The sequence below is a fragment of the Streptomyces sp. NPDC007971 genome, from assembly GCF_042958635.1.
Classification (GTDB): Bacteria; Actinomycetota; Actinomycetes; order Streptomycetales; family Streptomycetaceae; genus Streptomyces.
Genome location: NZ_JBIBJK010000016.1, coordinates 106,112 through 130,606 on the forward strand (window position 1 = coordinate 106,112; position 24,495 = coordinate 130,606).

Consider the following 24,495-nt stretch of genomic DNA (forward strand, 5'->3'; position numbering starts at 1 on the left):
CAGGCGTTCGACGGCCCCGTGGTCACAGCGGGGCACAGATGTGCGAGGCTTCCAGGCGTGCGTGTCCTTCAGCGTCTGCATGTCCTCGACCGGGTGGCGATCGGCCTGCTGGCGCTCGGGCTGCTGTGCGTGGCCACGGGTCTGCTGCCCACCGGTTCGGCGTCCGACGCGATGACGCGCATCGCCCCGCTGCTGGGGTTCCTGGGCACGGTCATCGTGCTGGCCGAACTGACCAGCAGGGCCGAGGTGTTCGACGTCCTCGCGGCCCGCGTGGCCCGGGCGGGACGGGGCAGCTACCCGCTGCTGTTCCTGCTCTGCGTGGCCTTCGCGTCCGTCACCACCATCGCCCTGAACCTGGACACCACAGCCGTCCTGCTGACCCCGGTGATGCTGGCGCTCGCCTCCCGGGTGGGCATCGCACCGGTGCCGCTGGCGATGACCACGGTGTGGCTGGCCAACACGGCGAGCCTGCTCCTGCCGGTCTCCAACCTCACGAACCTGCTGGCCGCGAACAGGGTCGCGCTGTCACCGCTGGGGCTGGCGGGACGGATGTGGGCGCCGCAGCTCGCCGCTGTCGCAGTGACCATGGCTTGTTTGTGGCTGTTCTTCTGGCGCCGGGGCAGGCGTGGGGCTGAGGACGACGGGCCGGGTGCGCACAGGCCGGACCTGGCGGGTGTCTCCGTCTCCGGGCCGGGCGCGGCCCGGGCGGACGATCTGCGTACGCCCACCACCGACCGGTACACGCCCCCCGGCGTGCACCGTCCCGCCGACCCGGTCCTCTTCCACGCCTGCGCGTTCGCCTGCGCCGGCTTCCTGCTGGCCATCCTGGTGGCCGACGTACCGCTGTGGATGGCCTCCGCGACGGCGGCGGCGCTCGCCGTGGCGGCGTTCGCGCTGCGGCACCGTTCCGCGCTCCGGCTGTCCCTCGTGCCCTGGCGGCTGCTGGTGATGGTGCCGGGGATGTTCCTGGTGGTCGAGACGGTCAACGCGCACGGGCTGCACGACCTGTTGGCGTCGGCGGTCGGCCACGACGGCGGCACGCTCGGCATGTTCCGCGCCGCGGCGGTCGGCGGCGGCCTGTCCAACGCCCTCAACAACCTCCCCGTGTACCTGGCCGGGGAGGCAGCCGTCCCGGTCGCCAACCACGACCAGCTCCTCGCCCTGCTGGTCGGCACCAACGCGGGCCCGGTGATCACACCGTGGGCCTCCCTGGCGACGCTGCTGTGGTACGAGCGCTGCCATGCGTACGGGGTGCGTGTGCCGGTGGCACGCCTGATGGGAACGGGCGCGGTCCTGGCCACGGCGGCGGTGCTGGCGTCGGTGACCGCGCTGGCGCTGACGCGCTAGGTGTGTTGTCCCGGGAGGTTGGTTCATGTGGTCCGCCCGGTGATCCGTGAGAGGGCCCTGGTTCTCGGCTGCCCGGGGCCCGCATGCAACGGTCAGGGGCGCTCGTTGCAGCGCCCCTGACCCGCCCTGTCCTTCCGGGGCCGTTGTCCGGTCAGGCTGCGGAGACCGCGCACTGGCCGCGATCGGCCTTCATGGGGCCGGCGGCGCTGGGCCGGACCTCGAAATCGAAGATGGAGGTGGGGATGTACAGCGAGCAGCAGGCGTTGGGGATGTCCACGATGCCGCTGATGCGTCCCTCTATGGGAGCGGAGCCGATCAGCAGGTAGGCCTGCTCTCCGCTGTAGCCGAACTTCTTGAAGTACTCGACGGCGTTGAGGCAGGCCCGGCGGTATGCCAGCGTCGCGTCCAGGTAGTAGTTCGTGTCCGTGTCGTGGTCGACGGATATTCCGATGAAGGTGAGGAACTCCGTGTACCTCGGCTCGACGTTGCCCGGTACGAACACCGGGTTGGTGGAGATGCCGTACTTCTCCATGCCGCCCTTGATCAGGTCGACGTGGAAGTCGATGAAGCCGCCCATCTCGATGGCGCCGCAGAAGGTGATCTCCCCATCGCCCTGACTGAAGTGCAGGTCACCTCCGGAGAGCTTGGCGTCCTTGACTTGTACGGGGTAGAAGACCCGCGATCCCCGGGTGAAGTTCTTGATGTCGTGGTTGCCTCCGTTCTCCCGGGCCGGAACCGTGCGGGCGCCTTCCTCGCCGATCTGCCGCGCGAGGTCCCCGGTGGCCGTGCCGGCGAGCGCGTTGCTGGCGTCCGGTGGTACGGCTAGTGGCGGGACCCGGTTCGGGTCGGTGTCGATCAGCGCCTTCTCGCGGGCGTTCCAGCGGGCGAGCATCTCGGTGGACGGGGCGGTTCCGAACAACCCGGGGTGGGTGATTCCGGTGAAGCGGATGCCGGGCAGGTGGCGGGAGACCGCCTGCTGGCCGTGGAAGTCCCATATCGCCTTGTAGGCGTCCGGGAAGTAGTCCGTCAGGAAACCTCCGCCGTTGGCCTTGGCGAAGATGCCGGTGTAGCCCCAGCTCTGGCCTGCCGCGGTCCCGGTCTGCTGGGGCACGGGGCCGAGGTCGAGGATGTCGACGACGAGCAGGTCGCCCGGTTCGGCGCCTTCCACGCCTATGGGGCCGCTGAGCATGTGCGGGATGGTGAGGTCGATGTCCCGTACGTCGTTGGCGGAGTCGTTGTTGCCGACCTGGCAGTCGGTCCAGTCACGGCATTCCATGCGGAACTCCGCCCCTGGCTTCACCATGACGGCCGTGGGGACGTCCGGATGCCACCTGTTGTGTCCGGGGACGTCCTGATCACGCATGGACTTGGTCTGGTCCACTTTGAAGATGACTTCGGGCATGACAGCTTCCTCGTGCTTGTGATCCGGTCACGTAGATGTGTCCGCGCCGGACGTCGGGATGGCGGGGGCCGGCTGCCTCGATGCCCGGGTGAGCGGCCACAGCAGCAAGAACACCACCACGGCGAAGACGCCCAGTGCGATGGCGGTCTCGTCGGGGTGCTTCCAGTAGCCGGCGAGCAGCAGCCCGGCGGGTATCACGCCGGTGACCCAGCCCTCGATCGCCGTGACCCAGCCGACGTAGGTACGGAGTCCGTCCTTCTTGAGGCCGAGCAACAGGAAGAACAGGAACCACAGGAATGCCCAGTAGAGCCAGATGACTCCGAACGGGTAGTCCTTGAACTGGTGGAAATTGACGAACGAATATCCCAGGGCAGCGATTGCCACAAAGAGCGAGTAATAGCCGACGCCCTCGGTTTCGAGGCCGGCGAGCAGGCCGATGCCCACATAGAGATAGGTGAATCCGAAAAGAAAGATTCCGGATGCCGCCAGTATCTTCTTGGGGTCGTTGTCGGCGGTGAAGATGAGGTACGTCGGCGTCAGTACCTGGAGTGCACCGACGAAAAGGTTGAAAACCGCTCCCGACCGGGCGCCGACCTTGTTGAGGAGGATCAGCCCGTTCAGGAAGAGCACCGCACCGACGAAGAGCAGTCCCACGTTTGCCACAGGGACGCACCTCCTAAGTCCGCTTGGGGAGGACGTCCGTGTCCGGATGTCGACGCGTGAAAGGTTCCGCTGTGTCGACCACCGCCCTCAGGGCCGCGGCAACCGGGAAAGCGCCGGGTGCGGTTGCGTGCGCACCCTCCTGCCCGGCGGCACTTCGGAGACCACTGCCGGGGCCTCACGGGACAGCTCCTCCCGGGCATGGAGCGCAGCGACCGCGCTCGAAGTCCGCGCGAAGCCGGGGACGGAGTACACGCGCCGTGCCGCACCCGCACAATCAGGGCAATCCCAGGCTTTGGGTGCCGTGCCGATCGGCAACTGCACTTCGAATGCCCCACAGCAGCCGCATAGATATTCGTAGGTTGCCATCAGCAGCCTCCGAGGTTTTTTTCTCCCTTCCAGGAGACGTCTCGTAAATCTCCGTGTCAAGCCGAAGACGTCAGGCCGACGACGACTGGAGAGCGTCGTACGAGTGTCACAGAAACACGTGCCGATAAAATCGGTGTGCGGGCCCGTGGCGATGAATTCGCGTAGCCGCGGACTCAGCGCCCCGTCACAGGCTCGGGGAATCTTGAGGGGAGCGGCGCCGTGGGAGAGGCGCTTCGGCTCAGGGACGCCCGGCGCCGGCACGTGCACGTGCTCACGGTCGTCGCCGTGGGCGGGTCGGCGGGCGCCTGCGCCCGGTACGCGGCCGCGTTGCTGTGGCCGACCGGCGCGGCGGACTTCCCCTGGACCACGCTGTGTGTGAACGCCGTGGGGTGTCTCGTCATCGGCGCCTTCATGGTGGTGATCACCGAGGCGTGGACTGCGCCGCCGTTGCTGCGCCCGTTCTTCGGTACGGGGGTCCTCGGCGGCTTCACGACCTTCTCGACGTACTGCGCCGACATCGAGCGCCTGGTGCGGGAGGGCAGGGCCGCCGTCGCCCTGGCCTACCTGGCGCTGACCGTGGTCGCGGCGATGGCCGCCGTGACGATCGGCGTGGTCGGCGCCCGCAGAGTCCTCCGGACGATGAGAGGATCGAGATGAGACTCCAAGGACGCGCGTTGCATCTGACGATTTTCGTCGACGACACCGACACGTGGCATCACAAGCCCCTGTTCACGGAGATCGTGCACCGTGCCCACCGGGCCGGGCTGGCCGGGGCGACCGTGTTCCGCGGCGTGGAGGGGTTCGGCGCGAGTTCGATCGTCCACACGACACGGCTGCTGTCCATGGCGGACGACCTGCCGGCGATGGTCTTCATCGTCGATGAAGAGGAAAGGATCCGCGCTTTCCTGCCGCAGCTGGAGGAGTTGCCCATCGAGGGTCTGGTCACCGTGCACGAGGTCGAAGTGGTCCGCTACACAGGCCGGGAGGCCGAGAGCGAATGAGGTTCTTGCTGGTCGCCCTCGGCGGCGCCGTCGGTGCCCCCTTGCGGTACCTCACGGACCGGATGGTCCAGGCCCGTCACGACACCATCTTTCCGTGGGGCACCTTCGCCGCCAATGTCACCGGGGCGGTGATCCTGGGCGTGCTGACGGGAGCGGCCCTGGCCGGGGCCGCCTCGCAGAATGTGCAACTCCTTCTGGGCACCGGCCTGTGCGGAGCCCTGACCACGTACTCCACGTTCTCCTACGAGACGCTGAGGCTGGCCGAGGCCGGGGCGCGATTCCTTGCGGCGGTCAACGTGCTCGCCTCGGTCATCGCCGGACTCGGGGCCGTCTTCCTCGGTCTGGCCCTGGCGCAGGCCGTGTTCGGATAGACAGCAAGTGCCCGACGTCCTGCCCGCATGCCTATCCAGCGGCCCCATGCCGTGCCGTTGGCGGGGATTGAAGCACCGGCACGCACTCGACTAAAATCGGAAGATCCTCGGTGTCCGGCCTGGTTTACCCGTACAGCGGCCTCACCGATGGAGGACGGCCATGGCAAAGATTCTTGCGGTGCTCTACCCCGACCCAGTCGGCGGTTACCCTCCGAACTACGCCCGCGACGAAATTCCCAGCATCACCGGATATCCGGGCGGACAGACCGCGCCGACCCCGCGAGCCATAGATTTCACCCCGGGCCAGCTCCTCGGCTGTGTCTCGGGCGAACTGGGACTGCGCGGATTTCTTGAGGACCGAGGCGACACCTACGTCGTGACCAGCGACAAGGAAGGGCCCGGCTCCACCCTGGACCGCGAGCTGCCCGATACCGACGTGGTGATCTCGCAGCCCTTCTGGCCCGCTTACCTGACCCCCGAGCGGATCGCCGCCGCTCCCCGCCTCAAACTCGCGATCACCGCGGGGATCGGCTCGGACCACGTCGACCTGCCGAGCGCCATCGACCACGGCATGACGGTGGCGGAGGTGACGTTCAGCAACAGCATCAGCGTCTCCGAGCACGCCGTGATGCAGATCCTCACCCTGGTGCACGACTACATGCCGGCCCACGAGTGGGTGACCACCAAGAAAGGCTGGAACATCGCGGACAGCGTCGCCCGCTCCTACGACATCGAGGGCATGGACGTCGGCGTCCTCGGCTCGGGCCGTATCGGCCAGGCGGTACTGCGCCGCCTCAAGCCGTTCGACGTCCGCCTGCACTACCACGACGTGCACCGGCTCCCCGGGGAGGTCGAGGAGGAACTGGGGCTGACCTGGCATCCCGACGCGCGTTCGCTGGCCTCCGCGGTCGACGTACTGTCGATCCACACTCCGCTGCATCCGCAGACGATGAATCTCTTCGACGACGACATGATCGGCGCCATGAAGCGGGGTTCCTACATCGTCAACACCGCACGCGCGCTCATCTGCGACCGGGACGCCGTGGTGCGTGCGCTCAACAGCGGACAGCTGGCCGGTTACGCCGGTGACGTCTGGTATCCGCAGCCGCCGCCCGCGGACCATCCGTGGCGCACCATGCCGCACGAGGCGATGACACCGCACGTGTCCGGCTCGACCCTCTCGGCACAGGCCCGCTACGCGGCCGGTACCCGGGAGATCCTGGAGTGCTGGTTCGACGGGCGGCCCATCCGCCCGGACTACCTGATCGTCGACGGCGGCGGACTCGCCGGAGCAGGAGCACGCTCTTACACGGTCGCCGGATAGCGAATAGCGCCGGCGGGCGGGAAAACAGCCGAAGATTCACGAAGATCCACCGGGCGAATGGGGCATGGCCTTCGCAGCGCGTCGCGCCCAATGCGGGCCCGCACCCCTTGTGAGGCGATTCACCCCAAAACCACTGGACCGGGCACAACCAATGCCCTTAGCGTCCTTAAATAGGTTGATTTTTTTCCTTATGCGGAGGCACCGGCGCCGCGCATACCGTCTCGCAACGACCTGGGTGTACGCCGGGAAGGTGGATCAGTGAGCAGCATGGACGCCGTATGGGTACGGAGCGTGAATGGCATTCAGATGCATCACGTGACCGACCTTCAGGATGCCGGAAGGTTTCTGGGCAACGCGGCGATGGCGCTGCGGGCGGCACACGTGAGGACGGGCACCGACCACTACTCCGGCATCGCCGCCGAGCTCAAGGGGCTGATGGAGCGCGTGCGAGAGCTGGAGGACGAGGCGCGGTCGAAGATGCACGACCTCCACTCCACCGATCCCGAGCGGTTCGCCCGCTGCAGGGACGGCCATGAGCCGTGGCCCGGCGAGATCCCGGCCGGGTTCATTCCGCGCCACACCTGCCGGGACGAGTGCCTCTACCACGACCACGAGGTCGTTGACGCCCTCATGCAGTGCACCTGCGGCCAGCCGCCGTGCCGGGCGTGCGAGATCGGCGGGAAGCTCTGACGGGGTCGACCTCGCGCGCTGCGCGTGCTGTTTGAAGCGATCCCCTCAGCACACGCCTGCCGGTCGGGGCCAGCGGGGCATTGCGGTGGGACACGAGGGCCTCCTGAGCTTCGGTGGTAGATGTCGCAATCCCCACCGGACCCAGAAGGCCCTCACCTGTTCAAGAACCCCGCACGCGTGTCACCGACGTCCCGGGACAACACAGCTGGACGCTGTCCACGGTCGGTGGGTGCCGTACTTCCGTAACGGCCCTGTGCGGTCGTGGGCGGCCGGGTGGTGGTGCGCACGCCTTTCACACCATTTGGGCATGCGCCCGTCATGACATGGGACCGGGGCGTGCAGTCCACCGTTGACCACCGGTGGCCGCCCTTTGGCCTGCGGGTTCAGAAACCGTGTGGTCCGCCGAGTTCCAGCCGCTGGTCTTCCGGCGCACGCCGAAGCTGATCCGCCAGTCAGACCCCGAGGCGTACCACCTGTCGTTCGTCGTACGCGGGACCGGGGCGGGCGTGCGGGGGGAACCGGGAAACGGCATCAAGATCAGCACCAGCGGAGCGGGCGACCGTGTCCATCGGACCAAGGACGTCGCCGAGGGCACCGGGCTCTCCATCAACCTGTGCATGACGAACTCGACGGGCGCCGTGTGCTCGCCCGTCCTGGCGGTGCACGCGCGAGGCCCGGCGGTGGGCGCTCCGCACTGCAATGCGTCCACCATCGGTCGGGCGGCCGCGCCATGACCGAGCCCGCCCCCGGTCAGGCTGCCGCACCCTGACCGGGGCGACCGTTCCGGTGCCCTTCTCGGACACCGGAACGGGGAGAACGCCGACGGCATGATCCCGTTCGTCACGGCAGCCGTGGACGAGCCGACTTCACAGGTAGTCGTCGTACGGCGAACGAGGTCGGTCGGTGCCCGTGCCGGCGGTGGGGCGGCGCGAGGGGAGCGCCCCACCGGAAGCGGACGGGCGACGGCGGCGGCGCCACAGCAGGACGGCGGCGAGGAGGACCAGCAGGGCCGGCGGCAGCACCCACGCGGTGGGCAGGCCCGGCCCGGACCCACCCGGTCCGCCGTCGGCCACGGGCTTGCCCGTTCCGTCGCCGTCCTCGGACGATCCGTGTTCCGCCGCCGCCTGGCGCGGGGTGCCGGAGCCCAGCCACAGCGGGTCGTCGGCCCCGGCCGCTTGGGCCCCTCCTGCCGGGCTCGTCAGGGAAGCACGGATGTCCTTCGCCAGATCCGAGTAGCGCGCGGCGAAGGAGCTGTCCGAGAGCTTCCGCAGCGGCACGGAGGTCAGGTCCACGCCCCCGTACACATAGGTGTACGTGTAGATGGTGTTCCCCTTGGTCTCCTTGCGGGTGTAGTGGTAGTCGCCCTTGGTGTACGAGCGGACGTACCGGTCGAAGGTGTCCCTGGGCTTCCAACCCGTCCTGGTGGTCCAGGAGTTGATGTCACCGTGGTCGACGAGATCACGGTAGGTGGTGTGCCGGGAGACGCTCAGGTCCCGGTACCACTGGGCGGCGACGCGGGAGAGGTAGACACGGCGCAGGTCGGCGTAGTGCGCGTCGGTGTTCACCAGCTGGGTGAGCTTCGGCAGCACCAGGCTGCGGAAGAGCGACTCGTTGTGCCTGCGGGTCGCGTCGTCCTCCTTGGGGCAGTTGCCCAACTCGCTCTGTCCCTTGGGCAGACGGATGTACTCGGACTCCATCCTGACCTTGAGCGGCGCCTTGAGGATGTACAGCTTGTCACCGTCGGCCCGCACGTCGGCCGGGTCGGGCACGATCCACACGCGTGACGACGAGCAGGTGCCCTGCAGCCGGTCGTGGTACTCCTTGCCCAGCTCCGTGGCCGGGTGGATGAGCCGTCCCACGTCCTTCTTCAGCCGCAGGTCCGCCTGGAGCATGACCCGGCCCACGTCCGTACGGCCCATGTCGGCGTCGACGATGCGGTCGGGTTCGGTGGGGTTGAGGTTCACCCAGAACGTCGAGGGGTTCAGCTCCAGCCAGACGAAGAAGGCGTCCGAACTGAGCCGGGCGGCGTTCGTTCCGTCCGTCGGGGAGGCTCCGCCGGTGGTGGAGGCCGGGGCCTCGAAGGAGTACTGGAGGCCGCTGCCGTCGCCCGGGTCGGAGAGGTAACGCAGCTGGAGGGCGGAGAAGTCGATGCCGCCGGGTGCCTGGGCGACGGGTCCGGCCAGTGCGCGGCCCAGCCCGCTCGGGGCACCCTGTGCGGGGGCCTTGTCGTCCGGCTCCCCGCAGTCGGCCGCCACGACGTACCGGCTTGCCGCTCGTGCGAGGACACCGGCCCCGCCTGCCGGGAGCGGCGCCGCCTGCGGTGTCGCGCAGGGAGCCGACGGCGCCTTCCCCCACAGGTTCGCCAGCCGTTCCGCTTCCCGCGCCCGCTTGTCCAGCACCTGCTGCCGGCTGCGCGCCACCGCCTTGGCGTTGCGCTCGCGGTCCGCGTCCGTCATGTTCTCGTCGTGGGCCGCGGTCGCGGCGGCGTTGAGGATGCGCTCCCTGCGCTGGAACGAGCCCTTCCCCTGCTTGGTCATCCAGCGCACTTCGGTGTTCGCCGGGATCTTCGGCGCGCATCCGTCGCACGGCGACAGGTCGGAGTACAGCAGGAAGGTACGAGCGGGGTCCTCGACCCGCATGTACTTCAACTCCTGCGAGAAGAACCGGATTTCGGAGTGAGCCCCGTCGACGTTGCCGGTGGAGGGGTTGTTGAAGGTGGGCACGATCACGAACCGCTCGATCTGCGGACGCTCGGCAAGGCCGAGCGACTTATACAGCGCGGGGTCGTTCTGCTTCAGCTCCCCGGCCTCGACCACGTCGTAGCCGGTGGTGTCCACGTCGTCGAGGCCGGTGATGTCCACGAACCCGATGGCCAGGTTGCGGCCGTAGGCCTGGCCGAGCCCGGCCCTCTTGCGCGCCTGGTAGGCCATGTTGCCGACGGGGTCCTGGAACCACTTGGTGATCTGCTTGCCGCGGGGCTTCGGCGCGGGCGGCTTCTTCGCCTTGCCCTGGGCGGCGGTGTCGGCGGCCGCCGCGGGCCGGGCCACCGCGACTCCCGGCGGCAGCACGGGCGTCAGCGTCAGCGCGACGGCGGTCGCACACGCGGACAGTCCCAGCGCGGCGCGACGTCTGAGAGCACGGCATAAGAGTGCGGACAGCATGGGCTGCGGCTCCTTCCCCCGTTTCGCGGGATCGTCCCCCGGAGCCGGGTTCACCGGACGAGGCACCCGCAGCGCACACGGAACGTACGGCGATCCCTCACCCTGCCCGGGCCCCCGGGTCCATGACGCAGATCTTCACCACGCCGATGAAGCACCGATGAACGCCGACCAGGCGCGCGCCGAGAAGACGATCGCGGGGCCGGTGGGGTTCTTGCTGTCGCGGACCGGGATGTGGGTGGGGGCGGCGGCGTCGTCCACTTCGAGAGCGCGCCACCCAGCGCATGATCGTAGACGTCCTCAAACTCGCGTACGTGCGCTATCCGTTGTCACGCGGACGTGGAACGGGAGAGGACGCCGACGTAGCGACGAGGTCGAGCAGGTGGGGCAGCATCTCGGGGCGCCCCGCGACGAAGGAGCGCCCCGTGTCCGGCCCGCTGAAGCCGCCGCCGAACTCGGCGCCGTCCAAGTGCCGCAGGACCATCCCGGCCTCGCGGGCGAGCAGCGCACCGGCGGGCAGGTCGATGGCCTCGGCGCGGTAGCCGACGAAGCCGTCGATGTCGCCGCGGGCGAGCATGGCCCAGGCGACCAGGGGCGCCCACAGCTGGAGGAGTCGCCGGGAGCGGAGTTCCAGGGTGTGCCTGAGTGCGCAGGCGGCGGTGTCGTCGCGGCGGACGGCGTGGCCCTGGGTCCAGGCGAGCAGCGGTCCGGCGGCGGGAAGTGGCCGGCCGGCGGCGGGTGCGGCGAGCCGGCCGCCGGGACCGTGCGCGCCGCCGCCGCGCAGGGCGGACCAGGTGCGGCCGGTCATCGGGTCGTGGACGACGCCCACCACCGGGGCGTCGTCCACGCACAGAGCGATGCCGACGACGTAGACGGGCAGGCCGATGACCACGTTGTTGCTGCCGTCGAGCGGGTCGATGAGCCAGGTGCGGCCGCCGTCGCCGTCGCCGTCGAGCGCGCCGGACTCCTCGGCGAGGATCCGGTCGTGCGGGAAGCGGTGGCGGATGCGGCCGACGACGAGCTCCTCGGCCATGACGTCCAAGTCCGTCACCACATCGCCCAGTTGGCCCTTGGGGCGGGCTGCGAAGCCGTCGGGGAAGCGGGACCTCAGGAGGGCCCCGGCCTCCTCCGCGGCGGCCACCGCCGTGCGGTGCTCGGAGGCGAAGCCGGGCCGCGGGGCCGCGGGGTCAGGGTTCGGGCTCATGGATCCTCCTGAGGGCGGCCCGAGCGATCCGGGCGGTCTCGGTCGCGTCGCAGGTCCGGCGGACCATGCGGTGGGCCCGGGCCGACAGCGGGCCCAGGGACAGGTCCACCCGGCCGGGCAGGGTCCGGCCCAGCACCAGGGTGGCGGTGGGGTGCCCGTCCGGCACCCTGGTGGTGTGGAACTCGCCGGCCGGAAGGCCGTAGAGCTGGCCCCGGGAGCTGGTCTGTTCCGTCCCGGGCAGGCAGCGCACCAGCCGCTCGGTGGGCCGGATCCGGTCGACGCCCGAGGGATCGCTGAGCACCTCGAACACGCGGTGGGTGGCATCGCCGGTCGTGTCGTCGTCGACGACGTCCATGCGCCGGTTGCCCAGGCGGCCGTACAGGACCGTGCTGGTCAGGTCCCAGCTGTGGCAGTGCACTTGGGGCACCGGGCCGGCGGGCTCCGCCGGAAAGGCACCGAAGACGTGGACGCAGACCCCGTCGTCGCCGTCGCGCAGGATCGGCAGACAGGCGAACCCCAGAGGATGGCGTACCGCGCGCAGGGCGCGGCGGCCCGAGGCGATCCGGTCCAGTTCGGATGCGGCGTGCCGCATCAGCTCGGCGGTGGCGTGCCGCCGGGCGGCCCGTTCCAGGGCCGGGTAGTCCATCGTGTCCCCCTTGGCCGGAACACGGCGCTCACCTGCGGTAGGGGTTCTCCGCGCGCAGCGCCTTGTCGATGATGTCGCCGACGTCACGGTCGGTGAAGCTCGGCGCCAGGGGCAGGCCGAGCCGGTCGAGCAGCCGCCGCACCTCGTCGACGGTCGGCTCGTCGCTCAGCGGGACGGCCTCCCGCAGGTCGAGCTTGACCGCCTGCTCCCTGTTCTGGTGCAGCTCGGTGACGTAGTAGTCGTACAGCGGCCGGTCCCGCTCCACGTACAGGCTGACCCGGCGCGGATCGTCCTGGGTGATGATCAGGCAGGTGTCGGAGAGGTCGAAGCGCAACGCCGGTGCCACCGAGGAGAGATGGACGTCGATCTCCAGGGTGTCCAGGCGCTGCCGGTGCCAGACGGCGGCGACCACGGTGGCGTACGACTCCTTGCGGGTGCGCTCGGTGGTCCACTCGGCGAAGTCGCCGCCGTGGTCCTGGCCGAAGGTGCGCCGGAAGCGTGCGTAGGCGTCGCACACCTGGTCATCGGCCGGGTTGACGATGTCGATCTTCATGCTGAGCGAGCGGCGCTGCCGCTGCGCCTCCACGACGCACTCCGGCAGGGTGACGGCGCGCAGATAGGTGCCGGTACCGCCCTTGAACACCCAGCGGGTGGTGTTGCGCCGGGCCCGTTCGTGCGCCAGCGCCACCTCCGTACCGGTCAGGGTCCGCACCATGGCGAGATCCTCGATGGCCCGGCTGGTCCCCTCGGTGGCCCACTGGATGTCGGCGAGCCGGCGTCTGCGCTCGGTGAGCGAGCCGAAGACGAGTGCGGCGAGGACCAGCAGCGTGGCGCCGGAGACGATGTTGGAGCTCATGTTCTGGTTGGCGACGTCCATGATGCCGACCACCAGGGCGACGCCGATGGCGACGACCCCGTCCGCGTTCCTGACCGCCCAGGCGATCGAGTCCTCCAGCCGGTGCCCGGCCCCCTGTGGTGTCCTGCGCGTCACGTCCACCCTCCCCCGACGGTGGCTTCCATCGTAGGAGGAAGGACGCTCCGTCAGCCATGGTGCAATCGGCCTTCGGCGGACCGGGTGAGAGGTGGGTGCGGGCCTCCGCGTCAGGCGTCGGGCGCCGGTGCAAAAGCGTGGGGCCCTCAGGGACGGGACGCGCCGGTGTGCGCGAGGATGCGCCGGAGCCAGCGGGAGCGGGCGTCGCGGGCGTCCCGGCTGAGGGCCGCGCGCGGCGCGAGGGTGTCGAAGCCGTGGAACGCTCCCGGCCACACGTGCAGTTCGGCCTGGCCACCGGCCTGCCAGATCGCCTGGGCGTAGGCCACGCCCTCGTCCCTGAGGGTCTCGGCCGACCCGACCTCGATGTAGGCGGCGGGCAGCCCGGACAGATCCGTGGCGCGGGCGGGAGCGGCGTAGGGCGGCAGGTCCGCGGCGCCGTACCGGTCGCCCAGCAGCGCCTGCCACCCGGTCGCGTTGGAGGTCCGGTCCCAGGTGTCGAGACCGGCCATCTGGTGGCCGGAGACGGTGTCGCCCCGGTCGTCGAGCATCGGGCACAGGAGCAGCTGCCCGACCGGGGCGGGCCCGCCCCGGTCGCGGGCGAGCAGGGCCAGTGCCGCGGCCAGTCCGCCGCCGGCGCTCTTGCCCCCGATGACGATGCGGTCCGCGTCGATACCCAGCGCGTCCGGGTGCGCGGCCGCCCAGACCAGTCCGGCGTAGCAGTCCTCCACCGGTCCGGGGTACCGCGCCTGGGGTGCCAGCCGGTACTCGACCGAGACCACGGCCGTCTCCAGCGGGAGCGCCCACTCCCGGAGCAGGCGCGGAAGCACGGACCAGGCGTTGCCCGTGATCATGCCGCCGCCGTGCATGTAGTAGAGCAGCGGCAGGGGCCCGCTGACCCCGGCGGGCCGTGCGCGCACGAGCGTGACGTCCGGCGCGCCCGGCGGTCCCGGCACCCGCAGCTCGGCCACCTCGAAACGGCCGCCGTCCGCAAGGTCGCGGACCGTCGGCCTGGGACGGGCGGCAGCGTCCCGTTCCTGCCGGGCCGCGAGGTTCTCCGGGGTGAACGGCTCCCTCGCTTCCTCCCCCAAGTCCGCCAGCACCGCGCCCAGTTCGGGGTCGAAGGGGGGCGCATTCCAGACCGTCCGCGCGAGATCCATGCGGCGCAGTCAATCACCTGCGGGGCTTGCCGGGCCTGACGGGTCTGACGAGCCAGACGGGTCCAGTGGCGAGCGGCAGGCGGCGATCGGCAGTCGGCAGTCGGCAGTCGGCAGTCGGCAGTCGGCAGTCGGCAGTCGGCAGTCGGCAGTCGGCAGTCGGCAGAAGTGGGCGGGCAGAAGGGGATGGGCACAAGGGGGTGGGCACAAGGGCCTCGGTATTTACCCCGCCGCGCCGAGGGGTACATGCCCCGTGTGAGTGAACAGCAGCGGGGGACTGCGGGGTTGGAGATGGCCCGGGTCGCAGAGGTCATGGTGAGTCGTCCCGGGGGCGCGTCGCGCCGGGGCTCGGGGTACCGCGTCGGCGTGCGGCACGTCCTGACCGCCGCCCACGTGGTGGAGCCGCCCCTGACCACGCTCCGGGTCCGCTTCGAGGCCGACCGGCCCGGCGAGTGGACCAGCGACGCCCAGGTGGTCCTCCGCTCCGGCCGGGCCGACCTTGCCCTGCTGGAGATGACCGGCCTCCCCGCCGCGGCCCCGCCCGTCCACCACACGCCCCGTTATGCGGTCCTCCCGGAGTCGGACACCACCCTGTCCGTCACCGCGGTCGGCTTCCCCCGCTTCAAGCTGCGCGAGGATCCCGGTCCCGTCGCGCAGGGCGCGCTCGTCCGGTACCGCGACTCCTGCCACATCGAGGGCACGGTCTCCGTCCTCTCCAACCTGCGGGAGGGAACCCTGGAGGTGGCCGTCCGGCCCCCGGCCGACGACGTCGCACCGGAACACTCGCCCTGGGAGGGCATGTCCGGCGCCGCCCTCTGGGCCGGCGGTGCGATCATCGGCCTGATCAGCGCCCATCACCGCTCCGACGGCCTCGGCCGGCTCGCGGCGGTGCGGGTGCAACGCTGGTACGACGGGCTCGTCCCCGCCGAACTGGAACTGCTCCGGTCCTGCGCGGGCCTGCCCGTGCAGCCCGTACCGGTCGGCTCCCCCGGCTCCGCCGACGGCCCGGCCGTGCCGTCACCGCGCGCCCCGAGCCTGGCTTCACTGCCGCACACCCTGTCGATGCGTGAACTCAAGGACCTGGTGGACGCGTTGACCGCCGTACCGGCACTGCGCCGGCCGAACGGCCTCGACACGGTCCTGGAGGGAGTCGACCCCCGGGTGGCCGCCCACCGGCCCCGCGACGACCGGCTGCGCTACGAGGTGTACGGCGTGCTGCGCACCTGCCTGCGCTATCCGGGCACTCTCGACCGGTTCATGGAAGTACTGCGGGATTGGGAGGAGGACTCGGAGGAACTGCGCACGGTCGACCGCGTGGCGGCCGAACTTGCGGTGCGGCACAGCTGAGTTGGATGGCAACTGGCCGGTACGCAGGGTTTCGGGCACCCGTTGCCTGGGCCATCATTAGAAAGAAACGACCGCCGCGACGATCATGCAGGGGGAGGGGACTTGGCAGCCGTGAAGCGGGCGACGCCGGCCTTTGAGTCCGGACTCATGGACCTCTCAGGAGTGTCACTTCAGGCACTGCGTTCTCTGGACGGCCCCGCCTTGTCCGAGTCACTCGAACGGTTGCTGGAGGATGTCGACGACCCCCACGCCCTCACGATGGCCGGCCACAACCCGCCGCGCGGAGCCGTTGAGAAGTAGGGCAGCACGCGTGGCGGGGCGAGAATGCCGGTGTGCTCGGTGAGCAGCCCACCTGACGATCGATCCGCCTTCCACAGTATCTCGGCCGTCGGCCTCCACGGGCTTCTGCGGGGGGACGGCGACGGTGCTGCCGTCGAGGAGCTGCTCAGCGCCGAACGCAGTCGCCGGCTGCTGCTTCTGCGCGCCCTCTACGACCGGAGCGTTCCGGTCGCCGCCGGGTCCGGGGACTTTCCGGTGTCCCTCGGCGCCGCCTGGGAGTCACTCGAACGCGCGCAGGCCCAGGCCCCCGCGGTGGTCGAGCAGGTCCTGTTGGCTCCGGGGACCGGAACCTGGGTGTCCTGCGCCCTGAGGCGCCTGCGGGGCACGCTGCACAGTGACGTCCCGCTCTGGGCGACGCTGGGACACCTGGCCTCTCTGGCCGCCGCAGCGTCCGCCGCGGCTCGCATCGAGTTCGCCCTGAAGGTTCCGGTGTGCGAGGGGACGGTGTCCCTCCCGGGACTGGGGTGCGCGGTTCTTCCGGCCCAGGAGGGCTGGTCGACCGCGCACGTCGTCGGAGACCGGTCGGTCGTGCGCATCACCGGTGGCGGCGGCGAGGTCGTCGTGGGTCCCGCCCGGGACCGGCAGGTACCGGGCTGGTGGCCCACTCGCCGGATGACGCTGGGACGGGGCGACGCCGCCGGCTCCGTGCCCCTTGAGGAACACGACCCCTATCGCACCTTCTTCGGACCCACCGCTGCGAGGGTCCTCTCCGAGTCCGAGGCGCGGTCCTGGCAGTCCTCGCTCACCGAGGCGTGGGACATCCTGCTCCGCGACACGCCGGCCCAGACGGACGCGATACGGCAGGGCCTGAGGTCCATTACTCCCATGCCGAAAGGAGAAAGGTTTCGGCCTTACAGCAGCTCCTCCGCGGAGGCCTTCGGAGGGATCAACGCCTCGCTGCCCGAGGAGAGTTCCGAGCTGGCCGCGACCCTGGTGCACGAGTTCCAGCACGTCAAACTCGGGGCGCTGACACACCTGTCGCCGCTGGTGCGAAGGGCCGAGAAGACACCCGAGCGGGCCGAGTTGTTCCATGCGCCGTGGCGGGACGACCCGAGACCGCTGGAGGGTGTTTTACAGGGCATCTACGCCTTCCTGGGAGTGGCCCGGTTCTGGCGCGTCAACCGGCGCGCCGCCGACCCGGCGCACGCACCCCTGGCCCACTTCGAGTTCGCCCTGTGGAGGGAGGCGGTGTGGTCGACACTCAACAGCGTCCGGGGCCATGACCGGCTGGCGCCCCTCGGGCACCGGCTCCTCGAATCGCTGCTGCACTGCTGTGCCGACTGGCTCGGCGACGACGTCCCCGACGCGGAGTTGCGGCTGGCTCGTGAAGCCTCGGCCAGCCACCGAGCCCGATGGCGCGAACATCATCTGCGGCCGTCCCCGGATCTGGTGGACGAGGCGGTGCGCGCGTGGAGACGGAACGACGCCTGTCCCCCTCTGACGCACACCGCGTCCTCATTGGTGCCGGACGAAGACGCCCGCTTTCTGGACACTGCGGCGGTCCTGGCCAGACATCACCTCACCGATCCGGACGGCTCCTGGCGGGATCCCGCCGCCGTCGGCGACCGGGTGCGCGGAGCCGGCCCGGTGGACGTCCTCCTGGCCCGCGGGGAGCGGTCCGCCGCCCGACGGGAGTTAGCGGATCAGCTGCTGCACGGGGATCCCGCGGTGGGCTCGTGGGCGGCACTGGGCCGGGCCCTGGTCGACAGCCCCGAACACCGGGCCGCGAGCCGCTTTCTGATGCGGTCGCCCCAGTGGGCCCGCGCCGTACGGGAGACCCTGTACGAGGAGCACGGGCAACGGCCCGATCCGCTGGCCCTGGCCGCGTGGCTGGGTGTCGCCACGACCCGGCCGGGGCCGCTCGGCTGAAGGACTGCCCGAGTGTGACGGCGCAGCCCCTTCGGCCTCACTGGCGGCGGTTCTTACAACGGCATGGGGTCGATGTCGCAGTTCAGGCGTGTGCCGTTCAGGAAGGCCACCGTCGCCGGGTGGGGCGTGGCCTCCTCCTCGCCGACCCGCCGGGTGTCCAGCACGCGGCGCAGGCGCTCCTCGGTGTCGACCCGCAGCTCCGTGGCCTCGCTGTCGAGCCCTGCGGACAGCAGATCCGACGACAGGTTCCCGGCGCAGGCCAGCGTGGTCGGGTGGTCGGGGCCGAAGGTCTGCCGGCAGCGGGCCAGGGTGTCGCGCCCCTTGGCCTGGGCCACATCGTGCTCTCCGAGTGCCGCCAGGTCACTGGCCAGGTTCACGGCGGCCACGAGGGTGAACGGGTGGTCGGCCCCGAGACTCCCGGTCAGCGCTTCGAGCGCCGCGTCGTCCAGACGGCGGGCCTCCTCCGGCCTGCCGAGCAGGCGCTCGGACACCGCGAGGCCGACGTCGGCGGACAGGGCGTAGGGGTGCTGCGCGTGGAAGACCTTGCGGTAGCCGGCGCAGGCCTGGGCCCCGCGCGCGCGTGCCGCCTCCAGATCGCCGTTCTGGCGCAGGGCGATGGCGAGCGGGAGGGCGGTGGCCAGGGACTGGGGGTGGGTGTCCCCGTAACGCCGGGTGAAGGCTTCATGGGCCTTGATGGCCAGTTCCAGCGCGCGGGCGTGGAGCCCGGCCTTCCGGCAGGCGATACCCAGTTCACGCTCGGTGCTGATGGTGGCGGGATTGTTGTTCCCGAAGACGTCCTGGAAGGCCTCCAGCGCGGTTTCCTGGAGCCTGAGCGCACCGACGTAGTCCCCCGACTCGCGCACATCGATGGCGATGGAGTTCTCCGTGACGAGACTGCGCTGGTCGTCGCGTCCGAACAGACGCAGTTTCAGGTGCCAGGTCTTCCTGTCGAGTTCCAGGGCCTCGCGGATGGCACCGGTGAGGCGGAGGCTGACGCCGAGGTTGTGGGCCATGTTCAGGCTGGCCGGGTCGTCGTCGCCGAAGGCCCGGCGCGCCCGCTCGTAGACGACCCGGTCCAGTTCGGCCCCTTCGGGGAAGCGGCCCTGGACACGGCGTACGGCGGCTTCCGTCTGGATCGTGTCCAGAGCCTCCTCGCTGTCCGGTGCGGACACGCGCTCGAAGGCGACCCGGATGCGCTCCACCAGGGTGGAGGCATCGGTGTACCGGCCGATGTTCAGGTAGACGAAGACCAGCCACTGGCCCATGAGGAGCGTCTTCACATCGTCCTCGCCGAAGACGTCGACCCAGGTGTTCCAGGCCGTCTCCGAGAAGTCGAGGCAGACTTCGTGATCTCCCCAGTAGTACAGGTACTTGGCGATGTTCATCACCAGCTGGCGCACCCAGGGCTGGTCGGAGGTTACGGCGTCGGAGGCGATGACGTGCGTGTACAGCTCCGCATAGCGTGGCCAGCTCTCCGGGTCGGTGGGTGTCCGCGGATCGGCGGACGCCATCAGGGCGTGGGCGCCTTCGCGCATGCGGTTCTGCTCCTCTGGGCTCATGCGGTTGATCAGGACGTGCTGGACCAACCGGTGCATCTCGATGGAGTTCGTGCGGTGGTCGATACGGGCGAGGGAGTAACGGTTGATCTCCCGTATCGCGCGCGCGAGCTTCATCGGGTCGTTCAGAGCCGCATCCAGCTCCGGGAAAGCGGTGTTGTATCCCGGGCCGGAGAGGATTTGCCTGGAGATCGGGTCGGGAGCGAAATACGAGCACAGCTGCAGGAGCCGCAGTGCGCCCGGGCTGCGTGTCTCCAGATGGTCGAGCGAGACGTTCCACGCGGCGGCCACCGGCAGTTGGTAGTCCGGCGGCGGGGCCGTTTCGAGGAGTTCGTTCTGCTTGCTCTCGAAGAGCCGCAGGTACTCGGATGCGGGCATACCGGTCTCGGCCCGCCAGGCGGCCGCCTGCACCAGGGCCAGCGGCAGGTCGCCCAGGGCCTCGGCCAGCGCCTCGGCCTCCTCGTCGGCCAGCTCGGGCCCCGATCCGCGCAGCAGTTCCTTGCTCTCCTCGCGGGTGAACACGTCCACTTCGAGGGAGCCGCCCACCAGCCCCCAGCGGCGGTTGCGGGAGGTGACCAGGATCGTGCCCGTGCCGCCGGTCGGGAAGTACGGGCGCACCTGTTCGGGGCTGTCCGCGTTGTCGAAGATCAACAGCCACCTGGAGTACGGGCGTCCCTCGCGCAGCGCCTCGCGGACCGCGGGACCGGCGATGTTGGCCTCGGACGTGGTCACCAGCCCCAGCCGCTTGGCCAGCTCCACCAGCGACTGGCCGATCTGGCCCGGTCGCTCCGAGGGGATCCACCACACGATGTCGTAGTCCGACTGGTGCCGGTAGGCGTACTCGATCGCCAACTGTGTCTTGCCGACGCCGCCCATGCCGTGGATCGCCTCGGGCAGCACCGTCGTCGTGCCCTCGCGCAACCGCTGTTCGAGCAGTTCGAGGAGCTCGTTGCGGCCCGTGAAGTTCTGGTTGCGCGGCGGCAGGTTCCCCCAGACGCGTGGCTGTACGGTGCGCTCTCCCTCCACGGTGCGCTGGGGCGTGGTGGACATCGGCGGGGCTCCTTCGGTGGCTCCTGAAGCGGTGGACGGGGCTATGGCGGCTTCGGCAGGCGGGACCTTGGCAAGCGAGACTGCATACCGCTGATCGTGCCATTTCAGCGCATGTCGCAACAATCGGGCGCGCTGAAGGTGTGACCCGGACAATGCGTCCAGCGCGGTCAGCTCAATACGGAGAAACGGCGCGCTTTTCTGGGTCACCCGTGGCCGTGACGTCTTGCCCAGCGGTTCCGCAGGGGGCGGCAGCAGGGACGCGGTCGACGGGTCCGAGGCGAGCACCTCGCGAACGTCGCGCAGCGTACGGATGGTGGCGCTGCGGCGGCCGCCCGCGAGCAGTTGCTCGCGGGCGTCGGGGAGGAAGTCGTAGACCATCGCTCCCGGGGCGTCGAGGTGGACGCCGGTCGGCTGGACCAGGCCGCTCATGAAGAACTCGGAGGCGTGCACCGGCCCGGCGCCGGGAGTCGACGCGATCAGCCTGCGGACGATCGGCAGGCTCAGCGGTGCCGCGGCCAGGCGGACCCCCAGCCGGAAGGCCGTGGGGGACGCCGCTGCACGGAAATCGAAGACCCGGTCGGCAGCGGACAGGGAGCCGTCGGAGTCGTCGGACTCGGTCGCCCACGGAAAGTTCCGGGCGGCGTCCGGCCGTCCCTTCCACGCATTGGCCAGCGTCGCCGGCAGGTCCAGCCCGTGCGGCTGCGCCCCCTCCAGCACGCCGGACAGGGCGCGCGCGCCGTGATGCGTGAGGGAGAGGACGGGTACGGCCACCGGGGGAACGTCGTCGTCCGCGTCCGCAACCGGCTGCACCGGGTCGCCCTGCTCCTCCCCCGGCGCGGCGGGGACCTCTCGTTCGTGCCAGTCCCAGTCGGCGTTGGCGGCCCAGGGGCCGTGGGCCCCGACCCGCAGGTGCAGCACGTCGAGGCCGGTACGGAACCAGAGGTGGGGCGGGAGCGGGTTGAGCACGGCGACCGGCTGGAACCGGCCCCAGCACCGCAAGAGCGGCTGCACCGCCCCGAGATGCCAGCCGGCCGCCAGGCCGTCGGTGACCACGAGGATGACGCGGCGCGTCCCGTCCGTCGGGGTCGACGGCTCGGGATCGGTGCGGACGGAGGCCGGGAACATCTCGTCCGTACCGAGCAGTGCCACGTCGTGCACCGCCGTGAAATTCCGGGCCAGGGCCCGGGAGAGGCCGGCGATCGCCTCGTCCCACACGCGCATGGTGACGTGGGAGTCGACGACGAGAACGGCTTCCCGGGGTAATGCCCCGCCCTCGAAACGCCAGTCGCCCCACAGACGCGTCAGGTCGGCTCCGGACCCCGGCCGGTCACGCCGGGCGTTGTCACTGGCCATGGTCACTCTCAAGGCATCGCTGGGGTCGCAAAAACGCGGACGGGAGGCCTCCGGTACCAGCCCGGGTTCCCGTGGTGAGCACCCCGTGGGAGGGCCAGCCCACCCACAGTACGGGCGGGTGCCCGTGCTCTCCGCTCGACGCGCTCGACATCACAGAGGCCCTCCCTTCTGTCCCCCGTCCGCGGTCACCATCTCACCTGTCGCCATGGGGCTCACTGCCCGATCCGGTGGGGCCGGGCATGCGTTCCGGATCGTCCAGGAGAAGGGCCAGATGACGGCCCACATGTCCGTGCCAGTCGTCCGGTCCCAGCGCCAGCGCCTCATTGCGCCATCGGCGCGTGCGTTCCAGGACTCCGGCCAGGCCGCGCTCCTGGACTATGTCCGCGGCCGCCTCCCGGAAGGCGGGGCCGAGGTCCCCCCGGTCCCACAGAACGGCCGGGATCCCGGCCCGCATGGCCGCGATGAACTCCCTGCGGGCGGCGGGGGATTCGCTGCCCGGCGGCTCGCTCAGCACGAGGCAGACGATCTGCTGGTCGTCCTTGAGTTCCCGTTCCAGATGGAAGGCGGGCTGGTTCGGCTCGCTCCAGTGCGAGCGGCTGTCCGCGGGCCGGTCCTTGAGCTGCCGCCAGCGGTTGTTCCACGGCCGGTGCCAGGCGCCCTTGCGCAGACGTTCGAAGCTTCGTACGACGACGGTGTAGTCCATGACCAAAGGGGTGGGCACGTCCGCGTCGCTCTCCTTGTGCCACCACTCCACGGGCTCTCCCATGAGCGCCCAGGGAAGGATGAACTCGATCACGACGGGCTGGCGCAGATCCCACCAGCGTTCCTCGGCCTGCTCGATGAGGCGGTCCACGGCGGCCGGAAGGTCGTCCCGGTGCAGCTTGAGCGTCTCGCCGGGGATGGGGTGCCAGCCGTCGGAGTCGGACTGCCGCCAGTGGGCCACCCAGAAGCTGTCCGGGTCCACGCCGTCCGGTTCGAACTGGATCAGCAGGTACGCCGGGTGTAACGCGGCCTCGCCGGGAGAGACGAACTCACCCTGCTGCCATTCGGCCATCTCCTCGGCGAGTCCCCGGAGCTGGGCCTGCCTGCGGTTCCAGCGGCGCAGATGCTCCGCCTCCTCGGTGCGGCCCTCCTTCACCAGGTACTCGGAGACGAGGGAGAGGAACGCCATGGACGGGGGCAGTTCCTCCGCCGCCGTGTTGTTCCCGGCCAGGTGCAGGAAGACCGCCCAGCCCGTGTCGCACCACTCCTCCAGTTCCTGGGTGCGTGCGTGGCTGGCTCTGCGGGCCAGGGCGGTGAGGAGGGAGGTGGAACGGATCTCGCGGAGGACGGACCGCAGGGGGTGCAGATCGGTGTCCTTGAAGAAGGCCGCGGCCTCCCACTCGTCCACCAGGCGCCACAGGGCGAGCACGCTCACCGATGCCTGTTCCGCGTAGCCGAGGCAGCGGGCCAGGGTCTGCAGTCCCTCGTCGGTCTCCGCGCACATCTTGACCAGGCGCCGCGACCACAGGGTGAGCGGCTGGTCGTGGGGCGGGTCCACGGACAGCCGGAGTTCTGCGCACAGGTCCTGGGCCAGCATGTCCGCACCCGTCTGCCGCCGCACGGTGTCCGTGGCCGCGAGCACACCGGACATCTCGGCCATGAGCTCGTTGCGAACGCGTGCGGCGCTGCGCCCCTCCACCTCGTGACCCCCTCCGGCCGTGATCGAGTTCGTCCGCAGTCCGGTCCGGACAGCGTACGTCTAGCCTTCCCGCTGCGTCATCGGCACGAACAAGGCGTAATCCTCAACGCTCTCCGTCCGCCTCTTCGCCCGCAATCAGAACGCGGTGAGGGGTGCCGTCGGGAGCCACCAGGGAGGGATGGAGGGTGAGCGTGATGCGATGGGTCCGGGAATCGGAGAGGGACGCGTCAGCACCCGCCTCGACGACCCAGAACTTCACCTTGCCGTCGACGCCGCCGGTGCGGTCGACCGCGACGGTCGCCTCGATCTCCACCGAGCCGAGCTCGAAGCGGAGCGGACCGGGTCCCGTCTCGGCCATGGCGGCGTTGAGCTGTTCCTTCAACTCACGGACCATGGCGGCCAGTTCGATCAACAGTCCTCCCCCGGCTGCATCACAGGGTTGAGATGGTACCGAGGTTTCGGGGTGCGCCGGGCCACTCTCCTCACGTTCCTCCGCACGATCGCCGGTCGATCGCCGACTGCCGCCTTTCGACGGGCAACGGGCCGCGGACGGCTGGTGGTTGACGGACGTCGTGCCCCGCCGCTTCAGGTCCGCCCCGTCGGCTCGCCGATGAGTGCCAGGTGGTGCCAAAGGGCACGCCGGGCCAGGCGGTCCAAGTGGCGGACTCCGCCCCAACCCCTGCCGAGGTGGTAGGCGGCGTCTTCGACGGAGTAACCGTGGAGATGCATCAGCACCACGACGTCTCGCTGCTCGTCGGGGCGCGACGCGCGGCGGTCGCAGCCGAGGACAAGGCGGAGGAGTGGCTGCACACGTGTGACGACGACCGCGAGATGGCGTGAAGCAGAGATCCTGACCAGGGTTGTTGCCGACTGGGCCTCGTCGCGGAGACCTCACTTGAGGAGGTCTTCTTGGCACATGGGTGCACAGCAGGGCACGGGCGGCGCCGGAAACACGGCCGCGCCGAAAATCGGAGTGCCGGGGA

The 24,495-nt window shown here is 70.3% G+C and carries 22 protein-coding genes; 10 read left to right on the top strand and 12 right to left on the bottom strand.

Annotated elements, in window-relative coordinates:
- Positions 1-57 precede the first annotated feature (57 nt).
- Positions 58-1,347 carry an SLC13 family permease gene (locus ACFZCP_RS30585; RefSeq protein ID WP_391433091.1) on the top strand — a complete coding sequence of 430 codons (1,290 nt, stop codon included), beginning with the start codon at positions 58-60 and terminating at the stop codon, positions 1,345-1,347.
- A 151-nt stretch (positions 1,348-1,498) separates the two neighbouring features.
- Here the strand turns inward: ACFZCP_RS30585 and fmdA are convergent, their stop codons facing one another.
- The 3 genes from fmdA to ACFZCP_RS30600 all read right to left on the bottom strand — a co-directional run bounded on the left by fmdA (position 1,499) and on the right by ACFZCP_RS30600 (position 3,778).
- Positions 1,499-2,749 carry a formamidase gene (fmdA, locus tag ACFZCP_RS30590; RefSeq protein WP_362690908.1) on the bottom strand — a complete coding sequence of 417 codons (1,251 nt, stop codon included), beginning with the start codon at positions 2,747-2,749 and terminating at the stop codon, positions 1,499-1,501.
- 27 nt (positions 2,750-2,776) lie between these two features.
- Positions 2,777-3,412: an AmiS/UreI family transporter gene (locus ACFZCP_RS30595; RefSeq protein WP_391433096.1), complete on the bottom strand. Its 636-nt coding sequence runs from the start codon at positions 3,410-3,412 to the stop codon at positions 2,777-2,779.
- Between the two features lie 87 nt (positions 3,413-3,499).
- A complete protein-coding gene (locus ACFZCP_RS30600) occupies positions 3,500-3,778 on the bottom strand; it encodes an FmdB family zinc ribbon protein (RefSeq protein WP_362690914.1) in 279 nt (92 codons plus the stop codon).
- A 219-nt stretch (positions 3,779-3,997) separates the two neighbouring features.
- On the opposite strand from ACFZCP_RS30600, the gene crcB (ACFZCP_RS30605) reads away from it, so the two are divergent.
- From crcB (ACFZCP_RS30605) to ACFZCP_RS30630, 6 genes are all read left to right on the top strand, one after another.
- A complete protein-coding gene (crcB, locus tag ACFZCP_RS30605) occupies positions 3,998-4,435 on the top strand; it encodes a fluoride efflux transporter CrcB (protein ID WP_362690917.1) in 438 nt (145 codons plus the stop codon).
- Entirely contained in the window at positions 4,432-4,779 is a 348-nt protein-coding gene (locus ACFZCP_RS30610) for a DUF190 domain-containing protein (protein ID WP_391433101.1), read from the top strand. The genes crcB (ACFZCP_RS30605) and ACFZCP_RS30610 overlap by 4 nt, the downstream gene beginning before the upstream one ends.
- Positions 4,776-5,150, top strand: coding sequence for a fluoride efflux transporter CrcB (gene crcB, locus ACFZCP_RS30615; RefSeq protein ID WP_362690923.1), 375 nt, complete (start codon positions 4,776-4,778; stop codon positions 5,148-5,150). Before ACFZCP_RS30610 ends, crcB (ACFZCP_RS30615) begins: the two co-directional genes overlap by 4 nt.
- A gap of 160 nt (positions 5,151-5,310) precedes the next feature.
- Entirely contained in the window at positions 5,311-6,474 is a 1,164-nt protein-coding gene (locus ACFZCP_RS30620; protein ID WP_391433106.1) for an NAD-dependent formate dehydrogenase, read from the top strand.
- Positions 6,475-6,741: 267 nt separating this feature from the next.
- Positions 6,742-7,164, top strand: coding sequence for a hypothetical protein (locus ACFZCP_RS30625; RefSeq protein WP_391433395.1), 423 nt, complete (start codon positions 6,742-6,744; stop codon positions 7,162-7,164).
- 392 nt (positions 7,165-7,556) lie between these two features.
- The gene (locus ACFZCP_RS30630; RefSeq protein ID WP_391433109.1) at positions 7,557-7,898 is read left to right on the top strand and encodes a hypothetical protein; all 342 of its coding nucleotides are present in this window, start codon (positions 7,557-7,559) and stop codon (positions 7,896-7,898) included.
- 132 nt (positions 7,899-8,030) lie between these two features.
- Here ACFZCP_RS30630 and ACFZCP_RS30635 read toward each other — a convergent pair whose 3' ends face one another.
- From ACFZCP_RS30635 to ACFZCP_RS30660, 6 genes are all read right to left on the bottom strand, one after another.
- Positions 8,031-10,325, bottom strand: a complete 2,295-nt coding sequence (locus ACFZCP_RS30635) for a hypothetical protein (protein WP_391433113.1) — start codon at positions 10,323-10,325, stop codon at positions 8,031-8,033.
- Positions 10,326-10,460: 135 nt separating this feature from the next.
- Positions 10,461-10,583 (bottom strand): DUF397 domain-containing protein, encoded by a 123-nt coding sequence (locus ACFZCP_RS30640; protein ID WP_391433116.1) that lies wholly within the window; start codon positions 10,581-10,583, stop codon positions 10,461-10,463.
- 58 nt (positions 10,584-10,641) lie between these two features.
- Positions 10,642-11,526: an inositol monophosphatase family protein gene (locus ACFZCP_RS30645; RefSeq protein WP_391433119.1), complete on the bottom strand. Its 885-nt coding sequence runs from the start codon at positions 11,524-11,526 to the stop codon at positions 10,642-10,644.
- Positions 11,510-12,172, bottom strand: coding sequence for a hypothetical protein (locus ACFZCP_RS30650; RefSeq protein ID WP_391433122.1), 663 nt, complete (start codon positions 12,170-12,172; stop codon positions 11,510-11,512). Before ACFZCP_RS30650 ends, ACFZCP_RS30645 begins: the two co-directional genes overlap by 17 nt.
- 28 nt (positions 12,173-12,200) lie before the next feature.
- Positions 12,201-13,163, bottom strand: a complete 963-nt coding sequence (locus ACFZCP_RS30655) for a hypothetical protein (RefSeq protein WP_362690944.1) — start codon at positions 13,161-13,163, stop codon at positions 12,201-12,203.
- A gap of 146 nt (positions 13,164-13,309) precedes the next feature.
- The gene (locus ACFZCP_RS30660) at positions 13,310-14,320 is read right to left on the bottom strand and encodes an alpha/beta hydrolase fold domain-containing protein (protein ID WP_391433125.1); all 1,011 of its coding nucleotides are present in this window, start codon (positions 14,318-14,320) and stop codon (positions 13,310-13,312) included.
- Between the two features lie 309 nt (positions 14,321-14,629).
- Between ACFZCP_RS30660 and ACFZCP_RS30665 the strand changes: the two genes are divergently transcribed.
- Positions 14,630-15,664 carry a trypsin-like peptidase domain-containing protein gene (locus tag ACFZCP_RS30665; protein ID WP_391433399.1) on the top strand — a complete coding sequence of 345 codons (1,035 nt, stop codon included), beginning with the start codon at positions 14,630-14,632 and terminating at the stop codon, positions 15,662-15,664.
- Positions 15,665-16,003: 339 nt separating this feature from the next.
- Positions 16,004-17,872, top strand: a complete 1,869-nt coding sequence (locus tag ACFZCP_RS30670) for an aKG-HExxH-type peptide beta-hydroxylase (RefSeq protein ID WP_391433128.1) — start codon at positions 16,004-16,006, stop codon at positions 17,870-17,872.
- A 53-nt stretch (positions 17,873-17,925) separates the two neighbouring features.
- Here ACFZCP_RS30670 and fxsT read toward each other — a convergent pair whose 3' ends face one another.
- From fxsT to ACFZCP_RS30685, 3 genes are all read right to left on the bottom strand, one after another.
- Entirely contained in the window at positions 17,926-21,831 is a 3,906-nt protein-coding gene (gene fxsT, locus ACFZCP_RS30675) for an FxSxx-COOH system tetratricopeptide repeat protein (RefSeq protein ID WP_391433131.1), read from the bottom strand.
- A 193-nt stretch (positions 21,832-22,024) separates the two neighbouring features.
- On the bottom strand, positions 22,025-23,473 hold the full coding sequence (locus tag ACFZCP_RS30680) for a hypothetical protein (RefSeq protein ID WP_391433134.1): 1,449 nt from the start codon (positions 23,471-23,473) through the stop codon (positions 22,025-22,027).
- A gap of 142 nt (positions 23,474-23,615) precedes the next feature.
- Positions 23,616-23,924: a trypco2 family protein gene (locus ACFZCP_RS30685; protein WP_391433138.1), complete on the bottom strand. Its 309-nt coding sequence runs from the start codon at positions 23,922-23,924 to the stop codon at positions 23,616-23,618.
- A gap of 305 nt (positions 23,925-24,229) precedes the next feature.
- Between ACFZCP_RS30685 and ACFZCP_RS30690 the strand changes: the two genes are divergently transcribed.
- Positions 24,230-24,352 (top strand): hypothetical protein, encoded by a 123-nt coding sequence (locus ACFZCP_RS30690; RefSeq protein WP_391433141.1) that lies wholly within the window; start codon positions 24,230-24,232, stop codon positions 24,350-24,352.
- Positions 24,353-24,495 lie beyond the last annotated feature (143 nt).